The organism is Amycolatopsis sp. NBC_01286 (assembly GCF_035982555.1).
In the GTDB taxonomy this organism is placed as follows: domain Bacteria; phylum Actinomycetota; class Actinomycetes; order Mycobacteriales; family Pseudonocardiaceae; genus Amycolatopsis.
This window is the reverse complement of the sequence record NZ_CP108428.1, coordinates 4,707,396-4,731,052: the sequence shown is the minus strand read 5'-3', so window position 1 is coordinate 4,731,052 and position 23,657 is coordinate 4,707,396. Positions and strand designations below refer to the sequence as shown.

General features: G+C 71.7%; 20 protein-coding genes. 12 read left to right on the top strand and 8 right to left on the bottom strand.

What is annotated here, in order from left to right; all coding sequences use genetic code 11:
- Positions 1-122 precede the first annotated feature (122 nt).
- Genes OG570_RS22760 through OG570_RS22745 form a run of 4 tightly spaced genes read left to right on the top strand, consistent with a single transcriptional unit; the run spans position 123 to position 4,949 of the window.
- Positions 123-1,499: an ABC transporter substrate-binding protein gene (locus tag OG570_RS22760; RefSeq protein ID WP_326959131.1), complete on the top strand. Its 1,377-nt coding sequence runs from the start codon at positions 123-125 to the stop codon at positions 1,497-1,499.
- Positions 1,477-2,451, top strand: a complete 975-nt coding sequence (locus OG570_RS22755) for a carbohydrate ABC transporter permease (protein ID WP_247055648.1) — start codon at positions 1,477-1,479, stop codon at positions 2,449-2,451. Before OG570_RS22760 ends, OG570_RS22755 begins: the two co-directional genes overlap by 23 nt.
- Entirely contained in the window at positions 2,448-3,317 is an 870-nt protein-coding gene (locus OG570_RS22750) for a carbohydrate ABC transporter permease (RefSeq protein ID WP_247055650.1), read from the top strand. Before OG570_RS22755 ends, OG570_RS22750 begins: the two co-directional genes overlap by 4 nt.
- Positions 3,318-3,359: 42 nt before the next feature.
- Positions 3,360-4,949 (top strand): glycoside hydrolase family 13 protein, encoded by a 1,590-nt coding sequence (locus OG570_RS22745; RefSeq protein ID WP_326959129.1) that lies wholly within the window; start codon positions 3,360-3,362, stop codon positions 4,947-4,949.
- A gap of 79 nt (positions 4,950-5,028) precedes the next feature.
- On the opposite strand, the gene OG570_RS22740 is transcribed toward OG570_RS22745, so the two are convergent.
- Positions 5,029-6,363: an LVIVD repeat-containing protein gene (locus OG570_RS22740; RefSeq protein WP_326943529.1), complete on the bottom strand. Its 1,335-nt coding sequence runs from the start codon at positions 6,361-6,363 to the stop codon at positions 5,029-5,031.
- Between the two features lie 95 nt (positions 6,364-6,458).
- Here OG570_RS22740 and OG570_RS22735 point away from each other — a divergent pair, with 95 nt between their 5' ends.
- Positions 6,459-7,889 carry an ABC transporter substrate-binding protein gene (locus OG570_RS22735; protein ID WP_326959127.1) on the top strand — a complete coding sequence of 477 codons (1,431 nt, stop codon included), beginning with the start codon at positions 6,459-6,461 and terminating at the stop codon, positions 7,887-7,889.
- Between the two features lie 215 nt (positions 7,890-8,104).
- Here the strand turns inward: OG570_RS22735 and OG570_RS22730 are convergent, their stop codons facing one another.
- Entirely contained in the window at positions 8,105-8,983 is an 879-nt protein-coding gene (locus OG570_RS22730) for a LysR family transcriptional regulator (RefSeq protein WP_326959125.1), read from the bottom strand.
- A gap of 70 nt (positions 8,984-9,053) precedes the next feature.
- Here OG570_RS22730 and OG570_RS22725 point away from each other — a divergent pair, with 70 nt between their 5' ends.
- Positions 9,054-10,067, top strand: a complete 1,014-nt coding sequence (locus OG570_RS22725) for an SDR family oxidoreductase (RefSeq protein ID WP_326959124.1) — start codon at positions 9,054-9,056, stop codon at positions 10,065-10,067.
- Here the strand turns inward: OG570_RS22725 and OG570_RS22720 are convergent.
- The 6 genes from OG570_RS22720 to OG570_RS22695 form a co-directional block, all read right to left on the bottom strand.
- The gene (locus OG570_RS22720; RefSeq protein WP_326959122.1) at positions 10,064-10,798 is read right to left on the bottom strand and encodes an SDR family oxidoreductase; all 735 of its coding nucleotides are present in this window, start codon (positions 10,796-10,798) and stop codon (positions 10,064-10,066) included. The genes OG570_RS22725 and OG570_RS22720 overlap by 4 nt on opposite strands.
- A 58-nt stretch (positions 10,799-10,856) precedes the next feature.
- Entirely contained in the window at positions 10,857-12,758 is a 1,902-nt protein-coding gene (locus OG570_RS22715; protein ID WP_326959120.1) for a S8 family serine peptidase, read from the bottom strand.
- A 136-nt stretch (positions 12,759-12,894) separates the two neighbouring features.
- Positions 12,895-13,797, bottom strand: a complete 903-nt coding sequence (locus OG570_RS22710) for an NADP-dependent oxidoreductase (protein WP_326959118.1) — start codon at positions 13,795-13,797, stop codon at positions 12,895-12,897.
- A 301-nt stretch (positions 13,798-14,098) separates the two neighbouring features.
- Positions 14,099-15,490: a dihydrolipoyl dehydrogenase gene (lpdA, locus tag OG570_RS22705; RefSeq protein WP_326959116.1), complete on the bottom strand. Its 1,392-nt coding sequence runs from the start codon at positions 15,488-15,490 to the stop codon at positions 14,099-14,101.
- Between the two features lie 49 nt (positions 15,491-15,539).
- Positions 15,540-16,304, bottom strand: a complete 765-nt coding sequence (locus OG570_RS22700; RefSeq protein WP_247055674.1) for a lysophospholipid acyltransferase family protein — start codon at positions 16,302-16,304, stop codon at positions 15,540-15,542.
- Positions 16,305-16,367: 63 nt separating this feature from the next.
- Positions 16,368-16,772, bottom strand: a complete 405-nt coding sequence (locus OG570_RS22695; RefSeq protein ID WP_247055676.1) for a nitroreductase family deazaflavin-dependent oxidoreductase — start codon at positions 16,770-16,772, stop codon at positions 16,368-16,370.
- A gap of 317 nt (positions 16,773-17,089) precedes the next feature.
- Between OG570_RS22695 and OG570_RS22690 the strand changes: the two genes are divergently transcribed.
- The 6 genes from OG570_RS22690 (at position 17,090) to OG570_RS22665 (ending at position 23,638) form a co-directional block, all read left to right on the top strand.
- A complete protein-coding gene (locus tag OG570_RS22690; protein WP_326959114.1) occupies positions 17,090-18,130 on the top strand; it encodes a LacI family DNA-binding transcriptional regulator in 1,041 nt (346 codons plus the stop codon).
- 797 nt (positions 18,131-18,927) lie between these two features.
- A complete protein-coding gene (locus tag OG570_RS22685) occupies positions 18,928-20,061 on the top strand; it encodes a DUF993 family protein (protein WP_326959112.1) in 1,134 nt (377 codons plus the stop codon).
- Positions 20,061-20,873 carry a sugar phosphate isomerase/epimerase family protein gene (locus tag OG570_RS22680; protein WP_326959110.1) on the top strand — a complete coding sequence of 271 codons (813 nt, stop codon included), beginning with the start codon at positions 20,061-20,063 and terminating at the stop codon, positions 20,871-20,873. The genes OG570_RS22685 and OG570_RS22680 overlap by 1 nt, the downstream gene beginning before the upstream one ends.
- 53 nt (positions 20,874-20,926) lie before the next feature.
- The gene (locus OG570_RS22675; RefSeq protein ID WP_247055683.1) at positions 20,927-21,607 is read left to right on the top strand and encodes an IclR family transcriptional regulator; all 681 of its coding nucleotides are present in this window, start codon (positions 20,927-20,929) and stop codon (positions 21,605-21,607) included.
- Between the two features lie 34 nt (positions 21,608-21,641).
- Positions 21,642-22,352: a response regulator transcription factor gene (locus OG570_RS22670; protein ID WP_326959107.1), complete on the top strand. Its 711-nt coding sequence runs from the start codon at positions 21,642-21,644 to the stop codon at positions 22,350-22,352.
- 2 nt (positions 22,353-22,354) lie between these two features.
- Positions 22,355-23,638 (top strand): sensor histidine kinase, encoded by a 1,284-nt coding sequence (locus tag OG570_RS22665; RefSeq protein WP_326959105.1) that lies wholly within the window; start codon positions 22,355-22,357, stop codon positions 23,636-23,638.
- Positions 23,639-23,657 lie beyond the last annotated feature (19 nt).

Below are 23,657 nucleotides of genomic sequence, written 5' to 3'. Positions count from 1 at the left end.
AGCACGTTCGCGTCCTGTTCGTAACTTGCAAAGTCTCGTCGTCTTATTGCGTCGATCCGGTCTCACACTTTAGAGTGACCGCAATCACGTGACAGCCGTCGCGACCCGAGAAGAGGCTTGAGATGAGCAGTCCCTGGTCCCGATCCTTGCCCCGCCGGATGTTCTGCCTGCTGGCCGCAGGTGGCCTCGCTCTGGGGGTGGCCGCCTGCGGCGACGACGGCAACGCCGCCGCGCCCGGGGGCAAGGTGAAGATCACGGTCACCGGCCAGCCGCCCACCAGCCAGCCGTTCGAGCGCGGCGTCTTCGACGCCGACGTCAAGGAGTTCGAGGCATCCCACCCGAACATCCAGATCGAGCCCCACGAGGGGTTCATGGACCCGAAGACGTTCTCCGCGAAGCTCGCCGGCGGCCAGCTCGAAGACGTCTACTACGTCTACTTCACCGACCCGGCGCAGATCATCACGCGGCATCAAGCCGCGGACATCACGGAAGCGTCGAAGAGCGTCCCGCACATCGGCGACATCAAGCCGGAACTGCTGGACAACTTCCGTGACGCGAGCGGCAAGCTCTACGGCCTGCCGACGATGAACTACACGATGGGCCTGGTCTACAGCCGCCCGCTGTTCCAGAAGGCCGGGCTCGACCCGAACAAGCCGCCGACGACCTGGGACGAGGTCCGCGACGACGCGAAGAAGATCGCCGCGCTGGGCAACGGCACCGTCGGGTACGCCGACTACAGCAAGAACAACCAGGGTGGCTGGCACATGACCAGCTGGCTGTACTCGATGGGCGGCGACATCGCCCGCAAGGACGGCGACAAGTGGGTCGCCGACTTCGACAACGAGAAGGGCAAGCAGGCCCTGCAGTACCTGCACGACATGCGCTGGACCGACAACTCCATGGGCGCCAAGCAGCTGCTGGAAGCCACGGACGTGCAGCGGATGATGGGTGCCGGCCAGCTCGGCATGTACATGGCCGCGCCGGACAACATCCCGGTGCTGGTCAAGCAGTTCAACGGCAAGTACGAGGACTACGGCGTCGCGGGCATGCCCGGCGGGCAGGGCACCCTGCTCGGCGGCGAAGGCTACATGCTGAACCCGAAGGCGTCGCCGGAGAAGATCAAGGCCGGCCTCGAGTGGATCCAGTGGAAGTACCTCAACCCGGACCGCTTCGAGAAGCACATCCAGCAGTACGTCGACGGCAAGCAGCCGGTCGGCCTGCCCGCCGAGCCGACCCCGGACGTCTGGCAGGGCGCGGTGCGTGACCAGCAGCTGGCCCTGAAGGCCAAGTTCGCCAACGTCCCGGCCACGAACTACCAGTCCTACGTGGACACCACCAGCAAGATCAAGGGCAGCATCGAGCCGCCCAACGCGCAACAGGTGTACGCCGCCCTCGACAGCGTCATGCAGGCGGTGCTCACGGACCAGAACGCGAACATCGACCAGCAGCTGTCGTCCGCTTCGTCGAAGGTCAACAGTGTCCTCGCCCAGGTCAAGTAGCCTCCTCGCCTGGCCCGCGACGTCTTCGTCGCGGGCCAGGCGCCCGGCCGCGTCCCCGGCCGAGCGCCGCCGCGTCCGGTTGCGCCGCAAGTTGAAGGAGAACCTCACCGCGTACGGCCTGCTCTGCGCCGCACTCCTGGTGTTCGCGATGTTCTCCTGGTACCCGATCGTGCGGGGCGTGCTGCTGAGCTTCCAGCAGGTCGACTTCGTCAACGCGCCGACGTGGGTCGGGTTCGACAACTTCAGCCGCCTGTTCGACGACCCGCTGTTCGGCGTCGCCTGGCGCAACACGCTCCTGTTCACCGGGCTCGCGCTGGTGTTCGGGTTCGCCGTCCCGTTCCTCACCGCGGTGCTGCTCAACGAGATCCGGCACGCCAAGGCGTTCTTCCGGCTCGCGGTGTACCTGCCGGTGATGCTGCCGCCGGTCGTCACCGCGCTGATGTGGAAGTGGTTCTACGACCCGGGTCCCGGCCTGTTCAACTCCGCGCTCGGCGCGGTGGGCCTGCCCGGCGGGCAGTGGCTCGACTCCTCCACCACCGCGATGCTGTCGCTGGTCTTCGTCTCCACCTGGGCCAACATGGGCAGCACCACGCTGATCTACCTGGCCGCGCTCGGCACGATCCCCGGCGAGCTGTACGAAGCCGCGGAGCTCGACGGCGCCGGGATGTGGCAGCGGCTGCGGCACGTCACGTTCCCGCAGACCCGGTTCGTGCTGCTGGTGCTCCTGCTGCTGCAGATCGTCGCGACGATGCAGGTGTTCACCGAGCCGTACGTGATGACCGGCGGCGGGCCGGACGACTCGACGGTCACCGTGCTCCTGCTGCTCTACCGGTACGCCTTCGTCTACAACGACTTCGGCTCGGCGAGTGCGATGAGCCTGCTGCTGTTCATCGCGCTGGGCGTGTTCTCGGCGTGGTACGTCCGGCTGACGCGGAAGGCGGACCAGTCATGAGGACCCTCGTCTCCCCCGGCGCGTTGCGCAGCCGGCGCGGCAAGGCCGTCTACGCCGTGATCTTCGCCTGCACGCTCGCGGTGTTCATCCTGGCGTTCATGTTCCCGCTGTACTGGGTGATCACCGGGGCGATGAAGTCACCGCAGGAGCTGGCGCAGACGCCGGCGACGCTCATCCCGCGCGACTGGCACCCGGAGACGTTCGGCGAGGCGTGGGACCAGCTGAGCCTGGGCAAGTACTTCCTCAACACGCTGATCGTCGCCGGCGGCGCGTGGCTGGCGCAGCTGGCCATCGACGTGCCGGCCGCGTTCGCGCTGTCGAAGCTGCGCCCGAAGTTCGGCAACGTCGTGCTGGGCCTGATGCTGGCGACGCTGATGCTGCCGGCCACGGCCCTGCTGGTGCCGACGTACGTGACGGTGACCGACCTGCCGCTGCTGCACCTCAACCTGATCAACTCGCCGACCGCGGTCTGGCTGCCCGCGGCGGCGAACGCGTTCAACATCTACCTGCTGAAGCGGTTCTTCGACCAGATCCCGGACGAGCTGATCGAAGCGGCGCGCATCGACGGCGCCGGGCCGGTGCGCACGCTCTGGCGGATCATCCTGCCGATCTCGCGGCCGATCCTGGCCGTGGTGTCGATCCTCGCGGTGGTCACCGCGTGGAAGGACTTCATCTGGCCGCTGCTGGTGTTCCCGGACACCGAAAAGCAGACCCTCTCGGTGATGCTGCAACGGGTGGCGATCGACATGCCGCTCAACGTGCTCGTCGCCGGGATGGTGCTGGCCAGCCTGCCGATGGTGGCGCTGTTCCTGGCGTTCCAGCGGCAGATCCTCGCCGGGCTGACCGCCGGCGCCGTCAAGGGCTGAAGCCGCGCCCGGGGTTTCCACGACTACTAGGAGGGCACTTCCGTGACCGACAAGACCGGCTGGTGGCGTAGCGCGGCGATCTACCAGGTCTACATCCGCAGCTTCGCGGACGGCAACGGCGACGGCATCGGCGACCTCGCCGGCGTCCGTTCGCGCCTGGACCACCTGGCCGAGCTGGGGATCAACGCGATCTGGTTCACCCCCTGGTACCCCTCGCCGATGGACGACGGCGGTTACGACGTCGCCGACTTCCGCGACATCGAGCCGCTGTTCGGCACGCTCGCCGAAGCGGAGGAGCTGCTCGCCGAGGCCCACGCCCGGAACATCCGGGTGATCATCGACATCGTGCCCAACCACTGCTCGGACGAGCACCGGTGGTTCCAGGCCGCGCTCGCCGCGGGCCCGGGTTCGCCGGAGCGGCAGCGGTTCTGGTTCCGGCCCGGCCGAGGCCCGGACGGCGCCGAACCGCCCAACAACTGGAAGTCGCGCTTCGGCGGGCCCGCGTGGACGCGCGTGCCGGACGGCGAGTGGTTCCTGCACCTCTACAGCTCGCGCCAGCCGGACTTCAACTGGGAGAACCCGGACATCCGCCAGGAGTTCGAGGACGTGCTGCGGTTCTGGTTCGACCGCGGGGTCGACGGCTTCCGCATCGACGTCGCCGACGGGCTGGTCAAGGACCCGCGGCTGCCGGACGTCGAAGACGGCGACGAGACGCCGTTCTCCGACATGGAGGGCCTGCACGAGATCTACCGGTCGTGGCGCAAGATCGCCGACAGCTACGCGGGCGAGCGCGTGCTGGTCGGCGAGATGTGGCTGCCGGACATGTCCCGGGCGGCGCGCTACCTGCGCCGCGACGAGCTGCACTCGGCGTTCAACTTCGACTTCCTGGTCTGCCCGTGGGACGCCGCGCGTTTCCACGACGTCATCACCCGCACGATCCGGGCGCACGACGAGGTCGGCGCGCCGGCCGCGTGGGTGCTGTCGAACCACGACGTCACCCGGCACGTCACGCGCTACGGCCGGCAGGGCGACACCGGGTTCAGCTTCGCGAACCGGCTGCACGAGCTGCCGGTGGACCGGGAGCTGGGCACCCGCCGGGCTCGCGCGGCGGCGCTGCTGACGCTCGCGCTGCCGGGCGGGCTGTACGTCTACCAGGGCGAGGAGCTGGGGCTCTGGGAGATCCGCGACATCCCCGACAACCTGCGCCAGGACCCGGTGTGGGCCCGCACGAACGGCACCGACCCGGGCCGCGACGGCTGCCGCGTCCCGATCCCGTGGTCGGGTTCCGAGCCGCCGTTCGGCTTCGGTGCCGGGGACGCGTGGCTCCCGCAGCCCGCGGAGTGGTCGTCCTTCACGGCGGCCGCCGAGGCCGCGGACCCGACGTCGATGCTGAGCCTCTACCGCGACGGCCTGCGCATCCGGGAAGAGCAGGCGGCCCTCGGCGCGGGCACGCTGGAGTGGCTGTCGCTGGGTGACGGCGTCCTGGCGTTCACGCGTGAGCCGGGCTTCACGTTCGCGCTGAACTTCTCGGCGTCACCGGTCCCCCTGCCGACGGGCGAGGTCCTGCTGGCGAGCGGCCCGGTGGACGGCTCCCTGCCGACCGACACCGCGGTCTGGCTCCGCACCTCCTGAAAGCCGTGAAGGCCTCCTTACCGGCTCTTATGGCCGGTAAGGAGGCCTTCACGGACTTTCGGTGGCCTGCTTCGGTGGGCTACTTCGTCAGCTGCAGCACGTCCACACCGCGCGCGTTGTCCGCGACGTAGACGTACTTCCCGTGCCAGTAGGGCGCCCACGCGCTCGCGTCCGCCGGGCGGTAGTACGCGATCTGCCGCGGGTTCGTCGGGTCGCTCACGTCCAGGAACCGCGTGCCCTGCGAGTAGAACGACTGCACGAGGACCTTGCCGCGGACGTCGAAGTAGTGCGCGGAGCAGTCGTCGGACGCCGGGTCGCTGCCCTCCTGGCCGTTGACGCCCCAGGTGCCGACGCTCTGCAGCCGGAAGGGCTGCTCGGGCGTCGAACGCCAGCCTTCGCCGTGGTAGGAACCGGCCAGCGACGAGATCGTGAGCACGCCGTCGCCCGCGCAGCCGTCGACGAAGTTCTCCTCCGTCGCGTAGATCAGGTCCTGGCCACGCCAGGCGCCGTCGCCGACCCGGTGCCCGGCCGGGTGGAAGCTGTTGTGCATGAACCGAGACGGCGCGGCCGTCTCGGCGATGCCGCCGCCGGCGTACGGGATCGGCTCGTGCGCCGTCGCGCGGCGGAGCTTGTTCGTCAGCGGGTCGCGGTGCACGCCGCTGGTCCAGTAGCCGCGCACGCCGCCGCGGCCGGACACCCAGGCCACGCCGTTGTCGTCCACCTGGACGTCGTGCACGTAGTCGGTCTTGCCGTCGTTGCGGGCCAGCTCGATCGGCTGGGGGTCCACCTTCGGGTGCTTCGGGTCGCGGATGTCGGTGACCCAGATCGGCCGCCCGCCCCACTCCGCCGGCTGGTCGGCGGCCTTCGACGGGCCACCCGTCCACAGGTAGCGGCAGCCGTCGACGCAGCTGGTGGTGTGCCCGGCGGGCGCCTGCACGTAGCTGATGATCTTCGGCGCTTCGGGCTTCGCGACGTCGACGACGTAGATGCCGGACTCCCCGGTCTGCGTGGTACCCCCGAACGCGCGCGGATCGCGGGACAGGAACACCAGCTTGCGGACCGGGTCGACCTCGGTGTCCTCGGTCTCCCACAGCCCCGGCAGGCTGACCTGCCCGACCAGCTTCGGCGCGGCCGGGTTCTTGGTCAGGTCGTAGACCTTCAAGCCGAACTCGCCGGAGACGACCATGACGTCGCGGCGGCCGTAGTCGAGGAAGTTGATCGAGATGGCGCCGGCGGCGTCGGGCACGTTGCCGACGGACTTGACGTTCTTGATCGCCCCCGGATCACCCGCCGTCCGCGTGGCCGGGACCGCGGGTTTGTCGTCCTCGCCGCAGGCGGCGGCCGGCAACCCGGTCGCGACCAGCGTGGCACTGACGGTGACGGCGGCGAAGCACGACCGTAGCCAGGTGCGCACAAAACCTCCCAAAGGGCGTGATCACCCGAACCGTACGACGGAGATCAACCGGACACAACCGCCTTTGGTTGCCTTCCGACTGGTAGGACTGGCCCATGCGCTTGCTCGCCTTGCTGGCCGTCCTGGCCCTCGCCGTCACGGGGTGCTCCGACCCCGCCCCGGCCCCCGGCGTCCTGTCCGTCGGCCTCCGGGAGCCCGCGACGCTGCTGCCGGCCGACCTCTCCGACCAGGCGGGCCGGCTGGTGACCGCCGCGCTGTGGACCCCGCTCGCCGACTACGACGCGGCGACCGGGAAGGTGACGCCGCGCGCGGCCGAGTCGATCGGGAGCACCGACCGGGTGCACTGGACGGTGAAGCTGCGGCCCGCGACGTTCCACGACGGCACCCCGGTCACCGCGCAGTCCTATGTGGACACCTGGCGCGCGGTCGCCGCCGAACACTGGGTGGCTTCGCCGGTGCTCACGAAGCTGTTGCGCGCCCAGGAGATCAAGGCGTCGGGACTCGTCCTCACCCTGACGCTCGACCGCCCGTCCGGCCAGGTCCCGGCGTTGCTGTCGGCGCCGGGCCTGGTGCCGCTGCCCGCGTCGGTGCTCGCCTCCCACGACTGGAACGGCTTCGCGAAGGCGCCGGTCGGCAACGGTCCGTACCGGCTCGACGGGCCGTGGCGTCCCGGTTCGGGCGGGACACTGAAGCGCGTCGGCGAAGGCGGCGCCGCGACGATCGAGCTGCGCGTCGGCGAGCCGGCCGCCCAGTACGACGCGGTCAAGGCGGGCACCCTCGACCTGGCGACCGAGGTCCCCGGCGAGAAGCACGACGCCATGCACGAGTTCGGCGACCGGCACGCGACGTGGGCGCTGCCGCAGGCCGGCTACCTCGCGTTCCCGGTGACCGACCCGAAGTTCACGGACGCGACGGTCCGCCACGGCTTCGCACTGGGCGTCGACCGCGCGGCCCTGGAGTCCGGCCCGCTGGCCCACCAGGTCGACCCGGCCAAGGCCCTGCTGCCCCCGGCGGACGCGCCGGGCGAGCGCACGGGCACGTGCCGCCCGTGCAGCTTCGACACGGCGGCCGGCAAGGCACTGCTGAAGCAGACGTCCTTCCCCGGCGGCGCGACCATCTACTTCGGACCGGGCGCCGAAGGGTGGACGCGCACCCTGGTGGTCGGCCTGCACAAGGCGCTGGACGTCTCGGTGACGGCGCAGGCTCGCCCCGCGGGCCCGCTCGACGGACCGTCCACACTGGACGTCAAGCTGGCGACACCGAGCCCGTACGAGCTGCTGTCGGCCCTGGCCGAGGCGTCGGGCTACACGGACGAGGTGTTCCGCCAGAACCTCACCCTCGCCGACGCCGCGGCCACGACCGACGAGGCAGGCCAGCTGTACCGGCTCGCGGAGAACCAGCTGCTGCGCGACCTCCCGGTGGCCCCACTGTGGTCGGGCCATGGCCACGCCGTCTGGAGCAACCGCATCCACAACATCACGACAGCGCCGTTCACCGGCCCGGCACTGGCCGCGATCACGACATAGGTGCGTACGGGTACGCCTGCCACGCAACACTTTCTTTCTGCTGCTCACGCACGGGAAGCCCATCGCGAACAGACGAACCGTGGCAGCTCGCGGGAAGCCGCGCGAGACGATTCGCCGCGCTCCCGCAAGAGGATGAATGCTTGGCTCCTCTCGGCCTGCCTTGCCGGAGCGATTGTTCTCGTCCTGATCCTGATCCGCGTCTTCGCTTGAATCGGCTAAACCGTCGCGTGCACGACCAGGGTCTCGATGAACGCCGCCGTCAGCGGATCCGGCGCCGCCCGGGTGTACGCGGCAAGAGTCCGCCGCACCGGCACCGACGGCCGCAGCACCCGGCCGTCGAAACGCGCCGGGAGGACGTTCGCCGGGACCAGCGCCGGGCCGAGGCCCGCCGCCGCGAGGATCGGGGCGGCCGCCGTCTGCTCGGTGCGGACCGCCGCGCGCGGGCGGAACCCCGCCGCCGCGCAGGCCGCGTCGACCAGCTCGGCCAGGCCGTTGCCCGGCGCGTAGTGCACCCACGCGCAGCCGGCGAGCGTGGCCAGGTCGACCACCCCGGCCGGGTCGTCCTCCGAAGCGCCGTCGGCGGGCAGCACGACGACGAACTCCTCGACCCCCAGCGGCCGCACCGGCCCCGGCCAGTCCGACGGCACCGGCCCGAGCGCGACGTCGGCCTCGCCCGCGGCCATCGCGTCCCGCAGTTCGTCGGCGTGCCGGAACTCGATCAGCCGGACGTCGACGTCGGGCCGGTCGCGCCGCCACACGCGTAACGCGGGCGGCAGCACGCCGAGGCTCACCGAGTACACCGTCGCGACCTGCAGTTCTCCCGCCGTCGTGCCGGACGCGAGCCGCGCGGCGCAGCGGGCTCGTTCGGCGTCGGCCAGCGCCGCCCGCGCGTGCGGCAGCATCGCCCGGCCCATCGGCGTCAGCCGGACGGCGCGCGGCAGCCGTTCGAGCAGTGGCCCGCCGAGCCCCTGCTCCAGCGCCCGCATCTGGTGTGACAACGCGGGCTGCGTCACGTGCAGCTGCTCCGCCGCGCGCGTGAACGACCCGGTGTCGACCACCGTGACCAGGTACTCGAGCTGCCGAAGACTCGTCATGACCACAGCTTATCGCTGGCCTGAAAACTAAGCCTTGGACTTATGTCATGAACCCGGCCAGCCTGAGGTCATGGAAACGAAGACAGCCCTGGTCGCGGGGGCCAACGGGATCATCGGCCGGAACCTGATCGAGCACCTGCGGGCCGCCGGCGGCTGGGACGTCGTCGGCCTGTCGCGGCGCGGCGGGCCCGGGAACGTCGCCGTCGACCTGCTCGACCCGGCCGACACCCAGGCGAAGGTCGGCGAGCTGACCAGCACGACCCACCTGTTCTACGCCGCCTACCAGGACAAACCGACGTGGGCCGAGCTGGTCGCGCCGAACGTGGCGATGCTGACCAACCTCGTCGACGCCCTGGCGCCGGCCGCCCTTGAGCACGTCAGCCTGATGCAGGGCTACAAGGTCTACGGCGCGCACCTCGGCCCGTTCAAGACGCCGGCCCGCGAGTCCGACGCCGGGCACATGCCGCCCGAGTTCAACGTCGACCAGCAGCAGGTCCTGGAGCGGCGGCAGGGGCCGTGGACGTGGTCGGCGATCCGGCCGTCGGTCGTCGGCGGCACCGCGCTGGGCAACCCGATGAACCTCGCGCTGGTGATCGCGGTCTACGCGTCGATCTCGAAGGAACTCGGCCTGCCGCTGCGGTTCCCGGGCAAACCCGGCGCGTACGACAGCCTCCTGGAGATGACGGACGCGGACCTCCTGGCCGGCGCGACGGTCTGGGCGACCGGGCAGCGCGGCGCGTTCAACATCGCGAACGGCGACCTGTTCCGCTGGCGCGAGCTCTGGCCGAAGCTGGCCGCCTACTTCGACCTCGACGTCGCGCCCCCGCTGCGGATGTCGCTGTCCGACGTGATGGCCGACAAGGGTCCACTGTGGACGTCGATGGCGGCGAAGCACGGCCTCACGGCGTCCTACGCGGACGTCTCGGCCTCCTGGGCGTTCGGCGACTTCGTGTTCGGCTGGGACTACGACGTGTTCGCCGACACGTCGAAGGCGCGCCGCGCGGGCTTCCACACCTACGTCGAGACCGAGCAGATGTTCTACCGGCTCTTCGACGAGTTCCGCAAAGCCCGGGTGATCCCCTAACCGCGGCCGATGAACGGCATGGTCGTCGCGGTGATCGTCAGGAACTGGACGTTCGTGTCGAGCGGCAGCCCCGCCATGTAGACGACCGCCTCGGCGACGTGCCGGACGTCGAACGTCGGCTCCGCGACGACCCGGCCGTCGGCCTGCGGGATGCCGGCGGCCATCCGCTCGGTCATCTCGGTGGCCGCGTTGCCGATGTCGATCTGCCCGCAGGCGACGTTCCAGGCCCGGCCGTCGAGCGAGATGGACCTGGTCAGGCCGGTGACGGCGTGCTTGGTGGCGGTGTAGGCGACGCTCGCGGGCCGCGGCACGTGCGCGGAGATCGAGCCGTTGTTGACGATCCGGCCGCCGCGCGGGTCCTGGTCCTTCATCAGCAGCACGGCCTGCTGGGCGCAGAGGAACATCCCGGTGAGGTTGACGTCGACGGTCCGTTTCCAATCCGCGACGGACAGGTCGGCGACGGTGCCGGCCGCGCCGATCCCGGCGTTGTTGACCAGCAGGTCGAGCCGTCCCCAGCGGGCGCGGACGGCGTCAAAGAGGGCTTTGACGGAGTCCTCGTCGGCGACGTCGGTGGGCACGACGAGCGCGGTTTCGCGCCCTGCTGCTGTCTCGGCCAGCGCGTCGGCCCGGCGCCCGGCGAGCGCGACCTCGAAGCCCTCGTCGAGCAGCGCTCGCGCCACCGCCCGCCCGATGCCCGACCCGGCCCCGGTCACCACCGCCGTCTTCACCATGCCGCCGACCCTAAACGAAAGGGCCCGGCGAGTGCCGGGCCCTTTCGCGAAGGAGGAACTACTTCGGCTGGACCCCGAGCGCGGCGAGCGCCGGGCCCGTCATGATCAGGCCGTTGCCGGTCACCGTGTCGAACCCGGGCGTGCCCAGGTCGATCGCGGACGACACCAGCGCCGTGCGGATCTGCGCCGGGGTCGCCGTCGGCTTGCCCGAGAGCAGCAGCGCCGCGATGGCCGCCGCGTGCGGGGCCGCCGCCGACGTCCCGAAGAACGGCTGGAAGCCCGTCACCGAGGTCGAGACGCCGTCGGCCGCCGTGATGTCCGGCTTGTTGCGCGTCGTGCCGCCGGTCGAGGACACGTTGCCCGCGGTGATCGCGGTGCCGTCGGCGTTGTAGAACAGGTGCCGCTTGCCGTCGGAGGAGAACCGCTCCCACTTGCTCGACGCGGTGAACACGCCGGGGTACGGGCCGGCCGGGTTCGCCGGGTCACCGGTCTCCAGCGGCCGGGTGAACGCGCCCGCCGCCGGGGCCGCCGCCACGCTGAACGCGCTCGCCGCGGCCGAGTGGCCGTTCGTGACACCGTTGGTGCTGAACGCCTTGAGCGAGCCCGAGGCGACGAACCGGCCACGGATCACGTTGAGCGCGATGAAGCGGTCGGCGCCGCTGTACTTGACCACGGCGACCTTGTAGCCGGAGCCGGTGGCCGGCACGTTCGCGATCTCGTACGGGTTCTGCGAGCCGGACTGGCCGTTCTCGCTGGAGGCCACGACGCTTCCCGCGGAGTTCAGGATGAACAGGTCGTAGTCGTTGGCGGAGCGACCCCACGGGTCCGACCAGAACAGCGTCACCGGCTTGCCGAGCGAGCCCGCCGAAAGCGCGTCGAAGTTCTGCGTGGTGGCGCTGGGGTCGAAGTCGTGCGGGGTGCCGGTGACGCCGCTGATCTTCGTCGAGGACGCGCGGAAGTCGCCCTCGTAGTAGCCGCTGGTGCCGTCGGTCGCGTTGCCCGAGTTGCCGGCCGAGGAGAAGTAGAGGACGCCGGCCGCGGTGACGTCGTTGACGGCCTGCGCGACCTGGGTGTCCTGGAACGGCGACTCGTCGAAGTAGGAGACGTCGTCGACGATGATCTGGCAGTGGCTCGTGGTGCGCAGCGCGCGGATGTTCGCGGCGAAGCTCGCTTCGCTGGTGAACGCCGTCGCGAAGCCGAGGGTGGCGTTGGGCGCGAGGTCGTGGACGATCTCGAGCATCGCGGTGCCCTCGTCGCCGCTGCCCTTCTGGCCGGACAGGACGTCGACGGTCGGCAGCTCGCCGGCCGTCTGCGACTTCGCCAGCGAGTCGACGCCGTCGGAGAGCACGCAGACCTTCACGCCGGAGCCGCTGACGCCGTAGGTGGTGCGGGCGGTGTCGGTGCCGTGCGCTTTGTCCCCTTCGGACACCTGGGTCGCGGCCGGGGCCTTCGCGGCGAGCGCCTGGCGCAGGTCGCGGTTGCCCGGCTCGCTCCAGGTCGTGGCCTGGGCGGCGGGCTTGACCTCGGTGACGTCGGCGCGGCCGGAGATCGCGTCCAAAGCGGACAGCGGCAGCTCGGCGCGGACGGCGTCCGGCGCGGCGTAGCGGACGGTGCCGCCCGCCGCCTTGACGGCGTTCGCGACGGCCTGGTCGCGGGTGGCGATGTCGACCGAGACGGTGCCGGCACCGCTCACGCCGACGCCGGAGCGGTATTCCGGCAGCTTCGCGGCCAGGGAATGGTCGGCACGCAACCGCTTCTCGACGACGAGTTGGCTCGATTGCTTGCGCTCGGCCGGGGTCAAGCTCTTCTTGATGCTCTGCAGCGCGCTGATGCCCGCCTCGGTGCGCGCGGTCGCGGCGTCCACCGTGGACGGCTGGGCCACGGCGACCCCCGTCGACAACAGCAAGGCGCCGACCGTCAGTGGAACCGCGTGCGCGGCGACCCGGCTGAATCTCACCATCGATTTCTCCCTGTGGTACTCGGCCGCTCGACCGAATGACACCCGACCGGGTGTAATGGGGAGAATCTAAGGAGTGACCGATCACCGGTCCAGCGACCAAAGTCGGGAACGTCCAGCCGTCCACATCGTGGAACGATCAGGGAAACGTGAGAACGATTTTTCCCCGGCCGTGCCCGGTCTCGATTTCGCGGTGGGCCGCGGCGGCCTCGGTGAACGGGTAAGCGCGGCGCACGAGGAAGCGCAAATCACCCTTCGCGTACAGCGCGGCCAGCTCGGCGAGGCGTGCGGCAGACCGTCCGGACTTCGAGACGAGCACGCCGAGACCCGCCGCTTTCCCGTGCTCGACGAGCGTCAGGATCCGGTCGCGCCGCTTCACCAGTTCGAGGGACAAGTCGAGCGCGGCCCCACCGGCCCCGTCGAGCACGACGTCGACCCCCTGCGGCGCGGCGGCCTCGACCCGCGCCTTGAGCCCGTCGCCGTAGACGACGGCGGTCGCGCCCAGCTCACGGACGTAGTCCTGATTGGCCGCACTCGCCGTCCCGACCACCGTGGCGCCCTTGAGCCGCGCGAGCTGCACAGCCGCGGTCCCGACAGCCCCGGCGGCGCCGTGCACGAGCAGCGTCTCGCCTTCCTTGACCTGCAACGCTTCCAGGGCGATCGACGCGGTCTGTGTCCCCGCGGCGAACCCGCCGGCCACCTCCCACGGCATCTCCGGCGGTTTCGGCGTGACGTCGGAGGCGGGCACGACGATGAACTCGGCGGCGGCCTGGACCGCGGTGAACCCGAGCACCTCGGTGCCCACCGCCATGTCGGAATCGCTTTCATCGACGATCCCGGCGAACTCGTTCCCGGGCACCCGCGGCCAGGTGAGCTTGAGACCCGGCGGCTCCCACCCGGCTCGCACGGCGGCGTCGTAGGGCTGCACACCGGCGGCCTTCACGCGCACCCTGACCTGCCCGGGCCCCGCGTGCGGCTCGGGCAGATCGAGGACCCTCAGCACCTCGGGCCCACCGACCTCGGTGAAGGCTGCGGCTTTCATGATTCCCTCCAGGTTGTCGGCCCTCAGCTTGATACTTCGAGCTACCTGGAGGTCAAGACGTTCACACGGTCTGCGTCACGCACCCGGCGGCGAGATGCCGACCTGTCCGTCCGAGACCTTTCACCCGATCGAGGATTTCGTTGTGCCGCAACAGTTTCCGAGGCCGATCGAGGTCCGCCACCCGTCGCTCGCGCCGAAACTGTCGGTGCCCGTTCGTAGCGTGCGGGACATGGCTCAGACCCGGACCACCGAGACCCCCGTCCGCCCCGACCCGCGACCGCGGGCCAGGGCAGGCGGCGACCTACATGTTGATCATGTGCCCCGCGAGGCCGTGCAAGGCTTCCTTCACCGCTTCACCCAGCGTCGGGTGCGCGTGCACGTTGCGCGAAACCTCGTGCACCGTCAGGTCCCACTGCTGCGCCAGCGTCAGCTCCGGCAGCAGCTCCGTGACGTCCGGCCCGATGAGGTGACCGCCGATCAGCTCGCCGTACTTCGCGTCGCTGATCAGCTTGACGAACCCACCCGCGTCGCCGAGGCCCTGCGCCTTGCCGTTCGCGGTGAAGGGAAACTTCGCCACCTTGACGTCGTAGCCCTTCTCGCGCGCCTGCTCTTCGGTCCACCCGAAGCTCGCGATCTGCGGCTGGCAGTACGTCGCGCGCGGGATCATCGGGAAGTCGAGCTCCATCGTCTCGGCGCCCGCGATCGTCTCCGCCGCCACCACGCCCATCGACTCGGACGCGTGCGCCAGCATCAGCTTCGCCGTCACGTCGCCGATCGCGAAGATGTGGTCGACGTTCGTGCGCCCTCGGCCGTCGATGGCGATGGCGCCGCGGTCGGTCAGGGCGACGCCCGTCTTGTCCAGGCCGTAACCCTCGACCCGCGGCTGGAAGCCGATCGCCTGCAGGACCTTGTCCGCTTCGAGGACCTGCTTGCCGTCCTTCTCCGACGACACCGTCACGTGCACCGACGCGTCCGACTCGTCGATCGACTCGACCCGGGTCGAGGTCAGCACCTTGATGCCGAGCTTGCGGTACCGCTTGGCCAGCTCCGCCGACACCTCGGCGTCCTCCAGCGGGACCATCCGGTCGAGGAACTCGACGATCGTGACGTCGACCCCGTAGTTGTGCAGCACGTAAGCGAACTCGACGCCGATCGCGCCGGCCCCGGCGATGATGATGCTCGACGGCAGCTCGCTGGAGAGGATCTGCTCTTCGTAGGTCACGACCCGCGAGCTGCGCGAGGTGCCCGGCAGCAGCTTCGTCGTCGCGCCCGTCGCGATGACGCAGTGGTCGAAGGTCACCTGCGAGCCGTTCACCTCGAGGGTGTGGTCGTCGACGAACGTGCCGTGCCCGTCGAACTCGGTGATCTTGTTCTTCTTCATCAGGAAGTGCACGCCCTTGACGCGCCCGTCCGCGACCTTGCGGCTCCGCTCGTAGGCGGCCGTGTAGTCGACGCGGATCGGGCTGTCGGACGAGATGCCGAACGCCTTCGCCTCCTGCGTCACCACGTGCGCCAGTTCGGCGTTGCGCAGCAACGCCTTCGACGGGATGCACCCGACGTTCAGGCAGACCCCACCCCAGTACTTCTCCTCGACCACGGCGGCGCTCAGCCCCAGCTGGGACGCCCGGATCGCCGCGACGTAGCCACCTACCCCGGCTCCCAGCACGACGACATCGAAGTGTTGTGCACTCATGCTTCCGAAACTACCCTTCGGCGCCCCGCCTGGCGGGGTGACCCGGGCCTCAGGCGGCGACCGGCGGGCGCTCGCCGCGCAGCGTCGCGAGCAGGTCCGTCACCGCCGCCATGATGCGGGCCGTCGCCTCCTCGAGCACCGCGCGGGTCAGCTCGCGGCCGGCGAGGTCGGACAGGTCGACCGGCGGCCCGGCGACCAGCTCGACGGTCTTGCGCGGCAGGCCGCGGGGGAACCACGCGGTGGCCGGCAGCAGGCGGTGCGTCCCCCAGTTGGCCACCGGGATCACCGGCGCGCCGGTCTCCAGGGCGATCCGGGCCACGCCGGTCTTGCCGCGCATCGGCCAGCCGGCGGGGTCCTTCGAGAACGTCGCCTCCGGGAAGATCGCGACGCACTCGCCGGCCTTCACGGACGCGACGGCGTCGCGGAAGGCCTCGGACGCCGTCGCAGCGCCGCGGTAGACCGGGATGTGCCGCCCGGAACGCATCACCGAACGGACCACCGGGAGGTTCCACAGGGAGGCTTTGGCCAGGTACCGCGGCACGCGGCCGGCGGCGAGGCAGAACGCGGTCAGCGTCGTCGGGTCGGCGAACGACAGGTGGTTGGAGGCCACCAGCACCCCGCCGGTCTTCGGGATGTTCCCCGAGCCCCGCACCCGGAACCGGGTGGTCTGGACGAGGAACTGCCAGACCACCTCGATCGCGAAGCTGTACCAGGCGCCCCGGCCGGCGCGGGCGAAGCGCCGGCCGTAGGCGATCATCTGGCGTCGGGTGAGCAGCTCACCCTCGAGGTCGAGGGCGGTCCAGCGGTCGGTCATGGACGTAATTCGTAGCCGACGACCGGCCGGATCGCCCCGGTCACGCCCGGAACGCGGCGCAGATCACAGCCGCTCGAGCACCACGACGGGGATCTCGCGGTCGGTCTTCTTCGCGTACTCGTTGTAGTCCGGCCAGACGGCGGCGAGCGCGTCCCACAGCTTCGCGCGCTCCTCGCCGGAGGCCGTGCGGGCGCGGGCCCGGTACTTGTCGGCCTTCACCTGCACGCCGACCTCGGGGTGCTCGAGGAGGTTGAAGTACCAGCCGGGGTGGTTCGGCGCGCCGCCCTTGGAGGCGACGATCACCGCGTCGCCCTCCACCTCCTGGTAGATGAGGGCGAACTTCCGCTCCTGGCCGGTCTTGCGGCCGGTGGTGGTCAGCACCAGTGCCGGGACGCCGTCCCGCCACTCGTGCCCGACCTCTCCATCGGTCTCCTCGTAGCGGCGGACGTGCTCGTCACCGAACAGCATGCGGTGTTCCTCTCGTGATCTTCGGGGCGTGGCGAACTCACCACGTCGTGGTTCTCCTGGTGTCCAACACCCGGCCCGCCGTCGATCTTCCCCGAACCCGCTTCACTCGATCGGGGTAAATTCCGGCCGGCGTCGAGGCTGTGACCACCACCCGGACCACCTGGGCGAACCGGAGCGGGCTTACCCTCTCGGTTCCCGCACTCCTCCCCAGTAGATTGCGTTCCCGTCGCCCCGGTCCGGCAGCACGCCGCCGGCACCGCCCCGGCCGACGAGCAGGGTATGCGGGCCGCACGCCCGAGACCGATCTTGGAGGATCCATGAAGGCCCGGCCGCACGTGACGCTCGAAGACGTCGCACGCAGCGCGAACGTCTCGCTCGCGACGGCGTCGCGGGTGCTCAACGGCACCGCGTCCGTCCGCGCCGACCTGCGGGAGCGGGTCTCGGCCGCGGCGGCCGAGCTGGCCTACGCCCCGAACGCCCACGCGCAGGCCCTCGCCGGCGGCACGCACCGGACGGTCGGGGTGATCTGCCATGACGTCAGCGACCCGTACTTCGCCGCCATCGCTGGCGGGGTGATGCGGGTGGCCACGGACAACGGGCTGCTGGTGATGCTGGCCGGCACGTTCCGCGACCCGGACCGCGAGGTCGCCTACGTCTCGACGCTGCGCGCACAGCGGGCCGCGGCCATCCTGCTGATCGGCTCGGCGTTCGAGGACCGGGCGTGGGAGCGCGCGATGGCCGCGGAGCTGGAGCCCTACCGCCGGGGCGGCGGCCAGGTAGCGGCGGTCAGCCGCCACCGCGGCCTCAAGATCGACACCGTCCAGCCGGACAACAAGGGCGGCGCCGCCGAGCTGGCGAACGCGCTGGTCGGCCTCGGCCACAAACGCTTCGCCGTACTGGCCGGCCCGCGCCGCCTGAGCACGGTCATCGACCGGCTGGCCGGCTTCACCGACGGCCTGGCCGCGCACGGCATAGACCTGCGCGAGGACGACGTCGTCGAGGGCGCGTTCACCCGCGACGGCGGTTACGAGGCGACCAAGCAGCTGCTGGCCGGCCGCAAGCGCAAGCTGCCCACCTGCATCTTCGCCGTCACGGACGTGATGGCGATCGGCGCGATGACGGCATTGCGCGAGGCGGGCTTGTCCATCCCCGGCGACATCTCCCTGGCGGGCTTCGACGACATCCCGGTAGTCCGCGACCTGGCCCCAGCCCTCACCACCGTCCGGCTCCCACTGGAGGAACTGGGCGAGCGAGCAATGGACCTGGCCATCAAGGGCGGCAGCGCCAGCCGCCCGAGGACGATCCGCCTGGCTGGCGAAGTAGTACTGCGCGAGAGCACCACCCGCCCCAAGCGCTGACCCGACGCCCAGCCGAGCCGCCGGAGTCATGCCGCACGCCCCAAACTCCGGCCGGGCCGGTCGGCACGAGAGCACCGCACGCTCCCCCGCACCGACCGAACGGGCCGGCGAATTCACGCCGCGAGAGCCATCGCCGCCCAGCGCAGGCCGAACGGGGCGGCCGAGCCCGCGCATTCACGTCGCGAAACATCGCGCGCCCAGACGCCGACCGAATCGGCGGCCGAGTCGCCGAAATCGCGCTTGGAGAAAGCACCACACCACCCGAACGCTGACCGGCCAAGCCGGGCGAGCCGGCGAATCACCCCGCGCGAAAGCACACGCTCGAGCGCCGACCGGCCGAGCCGCTGAATCGGGCTGCACGAATGCACCGCCCACCCAAGCGCTGACCCGACAGCCCGGCCGAGCCACCGAATCGCGCCGCAAGAAGCACCGCTCATCCCTCAGACCCAGACCGAACCAGCCAGCCGAGCCAGCGAAGTCGCACCGCAAGAAGCACCGCTCATCCCTCAGACCCAGACCGAACCAGCCAGCCGAGCCAGCGAAGTCGCACCGCAAGAAGCACCGCTCATCCCTCAGACCCAGACCGAACCAGCCAGCCGAGCCAGCGAAGTCGCACCGCAAGAAGCACTACTCATCCCCCAGGCCCCGAACGAACAGGCCAGCCAAGCCGCCGAACTCGCGCCACGAGAATCTCCTCCCACCCCGAGCGCTCACCGGGCAGGCCTTGTCGCGCTCCCGTGCAGGCCCTACCGTAGTCGGCGAGAAAGCGCTTTCTGACGACGCCTCCGGAGGTTCCCGTGCTCGTGCTCCCCACCCCCGGCGGCGAGCTCACGACGTGGTCGCCGGGCGGGCCGCGACCGCCCGCGCCGCCGTCCGCACCTCCGACCTCTCGGGTCGCCTATGCCGCCGCGCACGTTGTGGCCGATGCTCTGGCCGATGAGCCCTATGCCGTGGACTGGGACACGACGCTGGCCTTCCGCGAGCACCTCTGGGCCCGCGGGCTCGGCGTCGCCGACGCGATGGACACCGCGCAGCGTGGCATGGGCTTGGACTGGGCGACCACCCGCGAACTGGTCACCCGCACCGGCGCGGCCGCGAACGGGCGGCCTTGGGTCGCCGGCGTCGGCACCGATCAGCTGGCCGATGGGCCGACCAATATCGCGTCCATTGTGGATGCCTGGCGGGAGCAGCTCGACCTGGTCGGTGGCGCCGGCGCGGTGCCGGTCGTGATGGCCAGCCGGGCGCTTGCCGCGGCGGCTTCCGGGCCCGGTGACTACCACGCGGCCTACGGCAAGCTGCTGTCCGAGGCCGGCGGGCCCGTCCTGCTGCACTGGCTGGGTGAGCAGTTCGACCCCGCGCTGGCCGGCTACTGGGGCCACGACGACGTCCGCGCCGCGGCGCGGGAGCTGGGGGCGCTCTGCGCCGAGCACGCCGGCACCGTCGCGGGGGTGAAGGTGTCCGTGCTCGACGCCGCCGTCGAGACGGAGTTCCGGCAGGCGCTGCCGGCCGGCGTGCGGTGCTACACCGGCGACGACTTCCACTACCCCGAGCTCATCGCGGGCGACGAACACGGGCACAGCGAGGCCCTGCTCGGGATTTTCGACCCCATCGCGCCGGTCGCCGGGGCCGCGCTCGCCCGGCTCGACGACGGCGATCGCGCCGGGTTCGCCGCGCTGCTCGACCCGACCGTGCCGCTGGCCCGCGAGATCTTCCGCGCGCCGACCCGGCACTACAAGACCGGCGTCGTCTTCCTCGCCTACCTCAACGGGCACCAGGACCACTTCCGGATGATCGCCGGCCAGGAGTCGGCGCGCACCATCACGCACCTCGCCACCCTGCTGCGCCTCGCCGACGACGCCGGCGTGCTGGCCGACCCCGACCTGGCCGTGGCCCGGATGCGGCCGCTGCTGCTGGCCGCCGGGGTGGCGTGATGGACGAGCGGCTCAGCCTCAACCAGATCACCACCAAGGCCTGGTCGCTGCCCGAGGCCGTCGCCGGGTGCGCGGAGGCGGGCGTCGGGTGGATCGGCCTGTGGCGCGACAAGGTCGCCGAGACCGGCGTCGACGAGGCCGCGCGCCTGCTGAAGGAGCACGGCGTCCGCGTCTCTTCCTTGTGCCGTGGCGGGTTCTTCACCGGCGTGACGCCCGAAGGGTCCCCTGTGGACGGTGTGGCGCAGACGCGGGAGGCGATCGACGAAGCCGCCGCGCTGGGCGCCGACGTCCTCGTGCTGGTGGTCGGCGGTGTCGCGGGCAACGACCTCACAGCGTCCCGGCAGCGCGTCGCGGACGCCGTCGGCGAGCTGGCGCCCTACGCCGGGGCACGCGGGGTGCGCCTCGGCCTGGAGCCGCTGCACCCGATGCAGTGCGCGGACCGGTCCGTGCTGTCCACAGTGGACCAAGCGCTGGCCATCGCGCTCGAGCACCCGGCCGAGCAGGTCGGGGTGATCGTCGACGAGTTCCACGTCTGGTGGGACCCGCGGATCGAGGAGTCGATCGCCGCGGCCGCCGGGCGGATCGCCGGGTTCCACGTGTGCGACGTCCTCGTGCCGCTGCCCGACCCGCTGCTGGGCCGCGCGCTGCCGGGCGACGGCCCGATCGACCACCGGCACCTGCGTGCCCGCGTCGAGGCCGCGGGCTACACCGGCCCGATCGAGGTCGAGGTGTTCAACGACGACCTGTGGGCCCGGCCGGGTGCGGAGGTGCTCGCCGAGACCATCGCGGCGTTCGGGCGGTACGTGGCCTGACACGTCCGGCCGCCGGTAGCCTCGAGTCCATCAGGCGGACGGGGGGTCGCTCGGTGACGGACCAGCAGAGTGACGACGGCGCGGTCCGGAGTGTGCTGCGCACCTTCGACCTGCTCGCGCTGTTCACCGAGCGCCACCGCACCTGGGCCGTCAAGGACCTCACCGCGGCGAGCGGCCTGGCCAAGACGACCGTGCTGCGCCTGGTCGCCACCTGCGAGCAGCGCGGCCTGCTCTGGACGCGCCCGGACGGCCGGGTCACCGTCGGGCCGGGCCTGCTGCGCTGGGCCACGCTGGCGAACACCGCGTGGCAGCTGCCCGAACCCGTCCGCCAGGTCTTGCGCGAACTGGCGCTGGAGTGCGGCGAGACGGCCGGGCTCTACGTCCGCAGCACGACGGTGCTCGTCTGCGTCGCCCAGCAGGAGGGCCCGCAGGGCATCCGGCACGTGGGCCGCGTGGGTGACGAGCTGCCGCTGACGTGCGGCGCGGCGGGCCTGGTGCTCGACGCGGGCGCGGCCGGCGGCGCCGAGACCAGCCACGGCGAACCGGAGGCCGGGGCGTCCAGCGTCGCCGCGCCGGTGCACGACGCCGACGGGCGGGTGCTCGCCGCGCTCGCGATCACCGGGCCGACCACGCGGCTCACCGGACCGCGAGCCGCCGGGTTCGGCGCGTCGGTGACGGCGGCCGCGCGGCGGATCACCCGGATCGGCTTCGGCACCCGCCCCGACCAGCCCTGACGTGGTTCGGCGGCCGTCCGGTTACGCTTCCGGCATGCCGAACCTGCTGGTGGTGGAGGACGACGCCGCGATCGGCAGCGTGCTCGAATCGACTCTGCGACTGCACGGTTACCAGGTGTCCTGGCGACGCGACGGCCGCACCGCGCTGCAGGCCGCCGACGGCGGCGAGTTCGACCTCGTCCTGCTCGATCTCGGCCTGCCCGACCTGGACGGCGTCGAGGTCTGCCGCCGGCTGCGGGCCGCGCTGCCTGCGGCGGTGCTGGTCATCCTCACCGCCCGGCAGGAGGAGATGGACGTCGTCGTCGGCCTGGACGCCGGGGCCGACGACTACCTCACCAAGCCGATCCGGCTGGGCGAGCTGCTGGCCCGGGTGCGGGCGCACCTGCGCCGCGGCGCGCCCCCCACGGCCCGGCCGCCGGTGACCGTCGGCGGCCTCACCGTCGACATCGCCGGGCGCCGCACCAGCGTCAACGGGCACGAGGTGGTGCTGCGCGCGAAGGAGTTCGACCTGCTGGCCCGGCTGGCCGAGCAGCCCGGCGTCGCGGTCAGCCGCGAGACGCTGATGGCCGAGGTCTGGGACGCGCACTGGTACGGCTCGACGAAGACGCTGGACGTGCACATCGCGGCCGTGCGCCGCAAGCTCGCCGCGGCCGCCGGCGCCGGGGCGGACGTCCCGCTGATCGCCACCCTGCGCGGGCACGGCTACCGCCTGGAGGACCCCGCGCGGACCGGGGCGCAGCGGTAGCCGTGCGCCGCCGGATCATCTCCCTGACGGTGCTGGCCGCGCTGGTGGCGACCGTCCTGTTCGCGCTGCCGCTGGGCGTGGCCGTGATGCAGTACTACCGCGACGACACGACGTCGGACCTGGAGCGCGCCGCCGACGCCGCCGCGCTGGCCGTCGCCCACGAGCTGAACGCCGGGCTGCCGCCGGTCGTCCCGCCGCTGGAGGGCGACGAGGCCGAAGGCGCGGTCGGCGTCTACGCGCCGGACGGGCGGCTGCTCGCCGGGCAGGGGCCGGCCGTCGGCGGCTCGATCGAGCTGCAGGCGGCGAAGGCCACCGAGGACGTCGTCACCGGTCGTCAGGACGGCGAAGTGGTGCTGGCCGTCCCGGTGGTCAACGGGACGCGCACGATCGGCGTCGTCCGCGCCGCGCTGCCGGTGTCCGACCTCTACCTGCGGGTCGGGCTGACCTGGCTCGCCATGGCGGCGCTCGCGGTGGTGGCGATCGGGGCGAGCCGGCTGATGGCCCGGCGGGCCACGTCCCGGCTGGTCCGGCCGCTGGAGGAGCTGGCCGCCGCGGCCGAGCGGCTCGGCGACGGCGACTTCACCGCCCGCGCCCCGCGGGCCGGGATCGCGGAGATCGACCAGGTCGGCGAGGCGCTCGACGCCACCGCGACCCGCATCGGCGAGACGCTGGAGCGTGAGCGCGCGTTCTCCGCGGAGGCGTCCCACCAGCTGCGGACGCCGTTGACCGGGTTGCGGCTGCAGCTCGAAGCCGCGCTGGAGACGCCGGAGAGCGACCCGTACGCGGCGATCCGCGCCGGGATCGCGTCCGCCGACCGGCTGGAACGCACCATCGAGGACCTCCTGGCCCTGGGCCGGGAACGGCGGGCGCCGCGGGCCGAGCTGGCGCTCGACGTCCTGCTCGACGAGGTCCGCCAAGCCGGGGACGCGCTGCTCGCGCCGCACGGGCGGAAGCTGCGGATCGTCCGGGACGACCCGCCGCCGGCCCGCGCGGCCGCCGCCGCGGTCCGGCAGGTGCTCGGTGTGCTGCTGGACAACGCTGTGACGCACGGACGCGGCACGGTCACCGTGCTGGCTCGCGACGCCGGCGACGCGCTGGCCATCGACGTCGCCGACGAAGGCCCGGACCTCGGCGAGACCGACCCGTTCGCGAGCGCGCCGAGCGGCCACGGCATCGGCCTGCGGCTGGCGCGCAGCCTCGCCGAAGCCGAGGGCGGCCGGCTGCGCCTGAGCCTGCCGGCCCCGCCGACGTTCACCCTGCTCCTGCCCGCGTCCAGCCCGCCGTGACCGCCGAATCCCGGTGGAA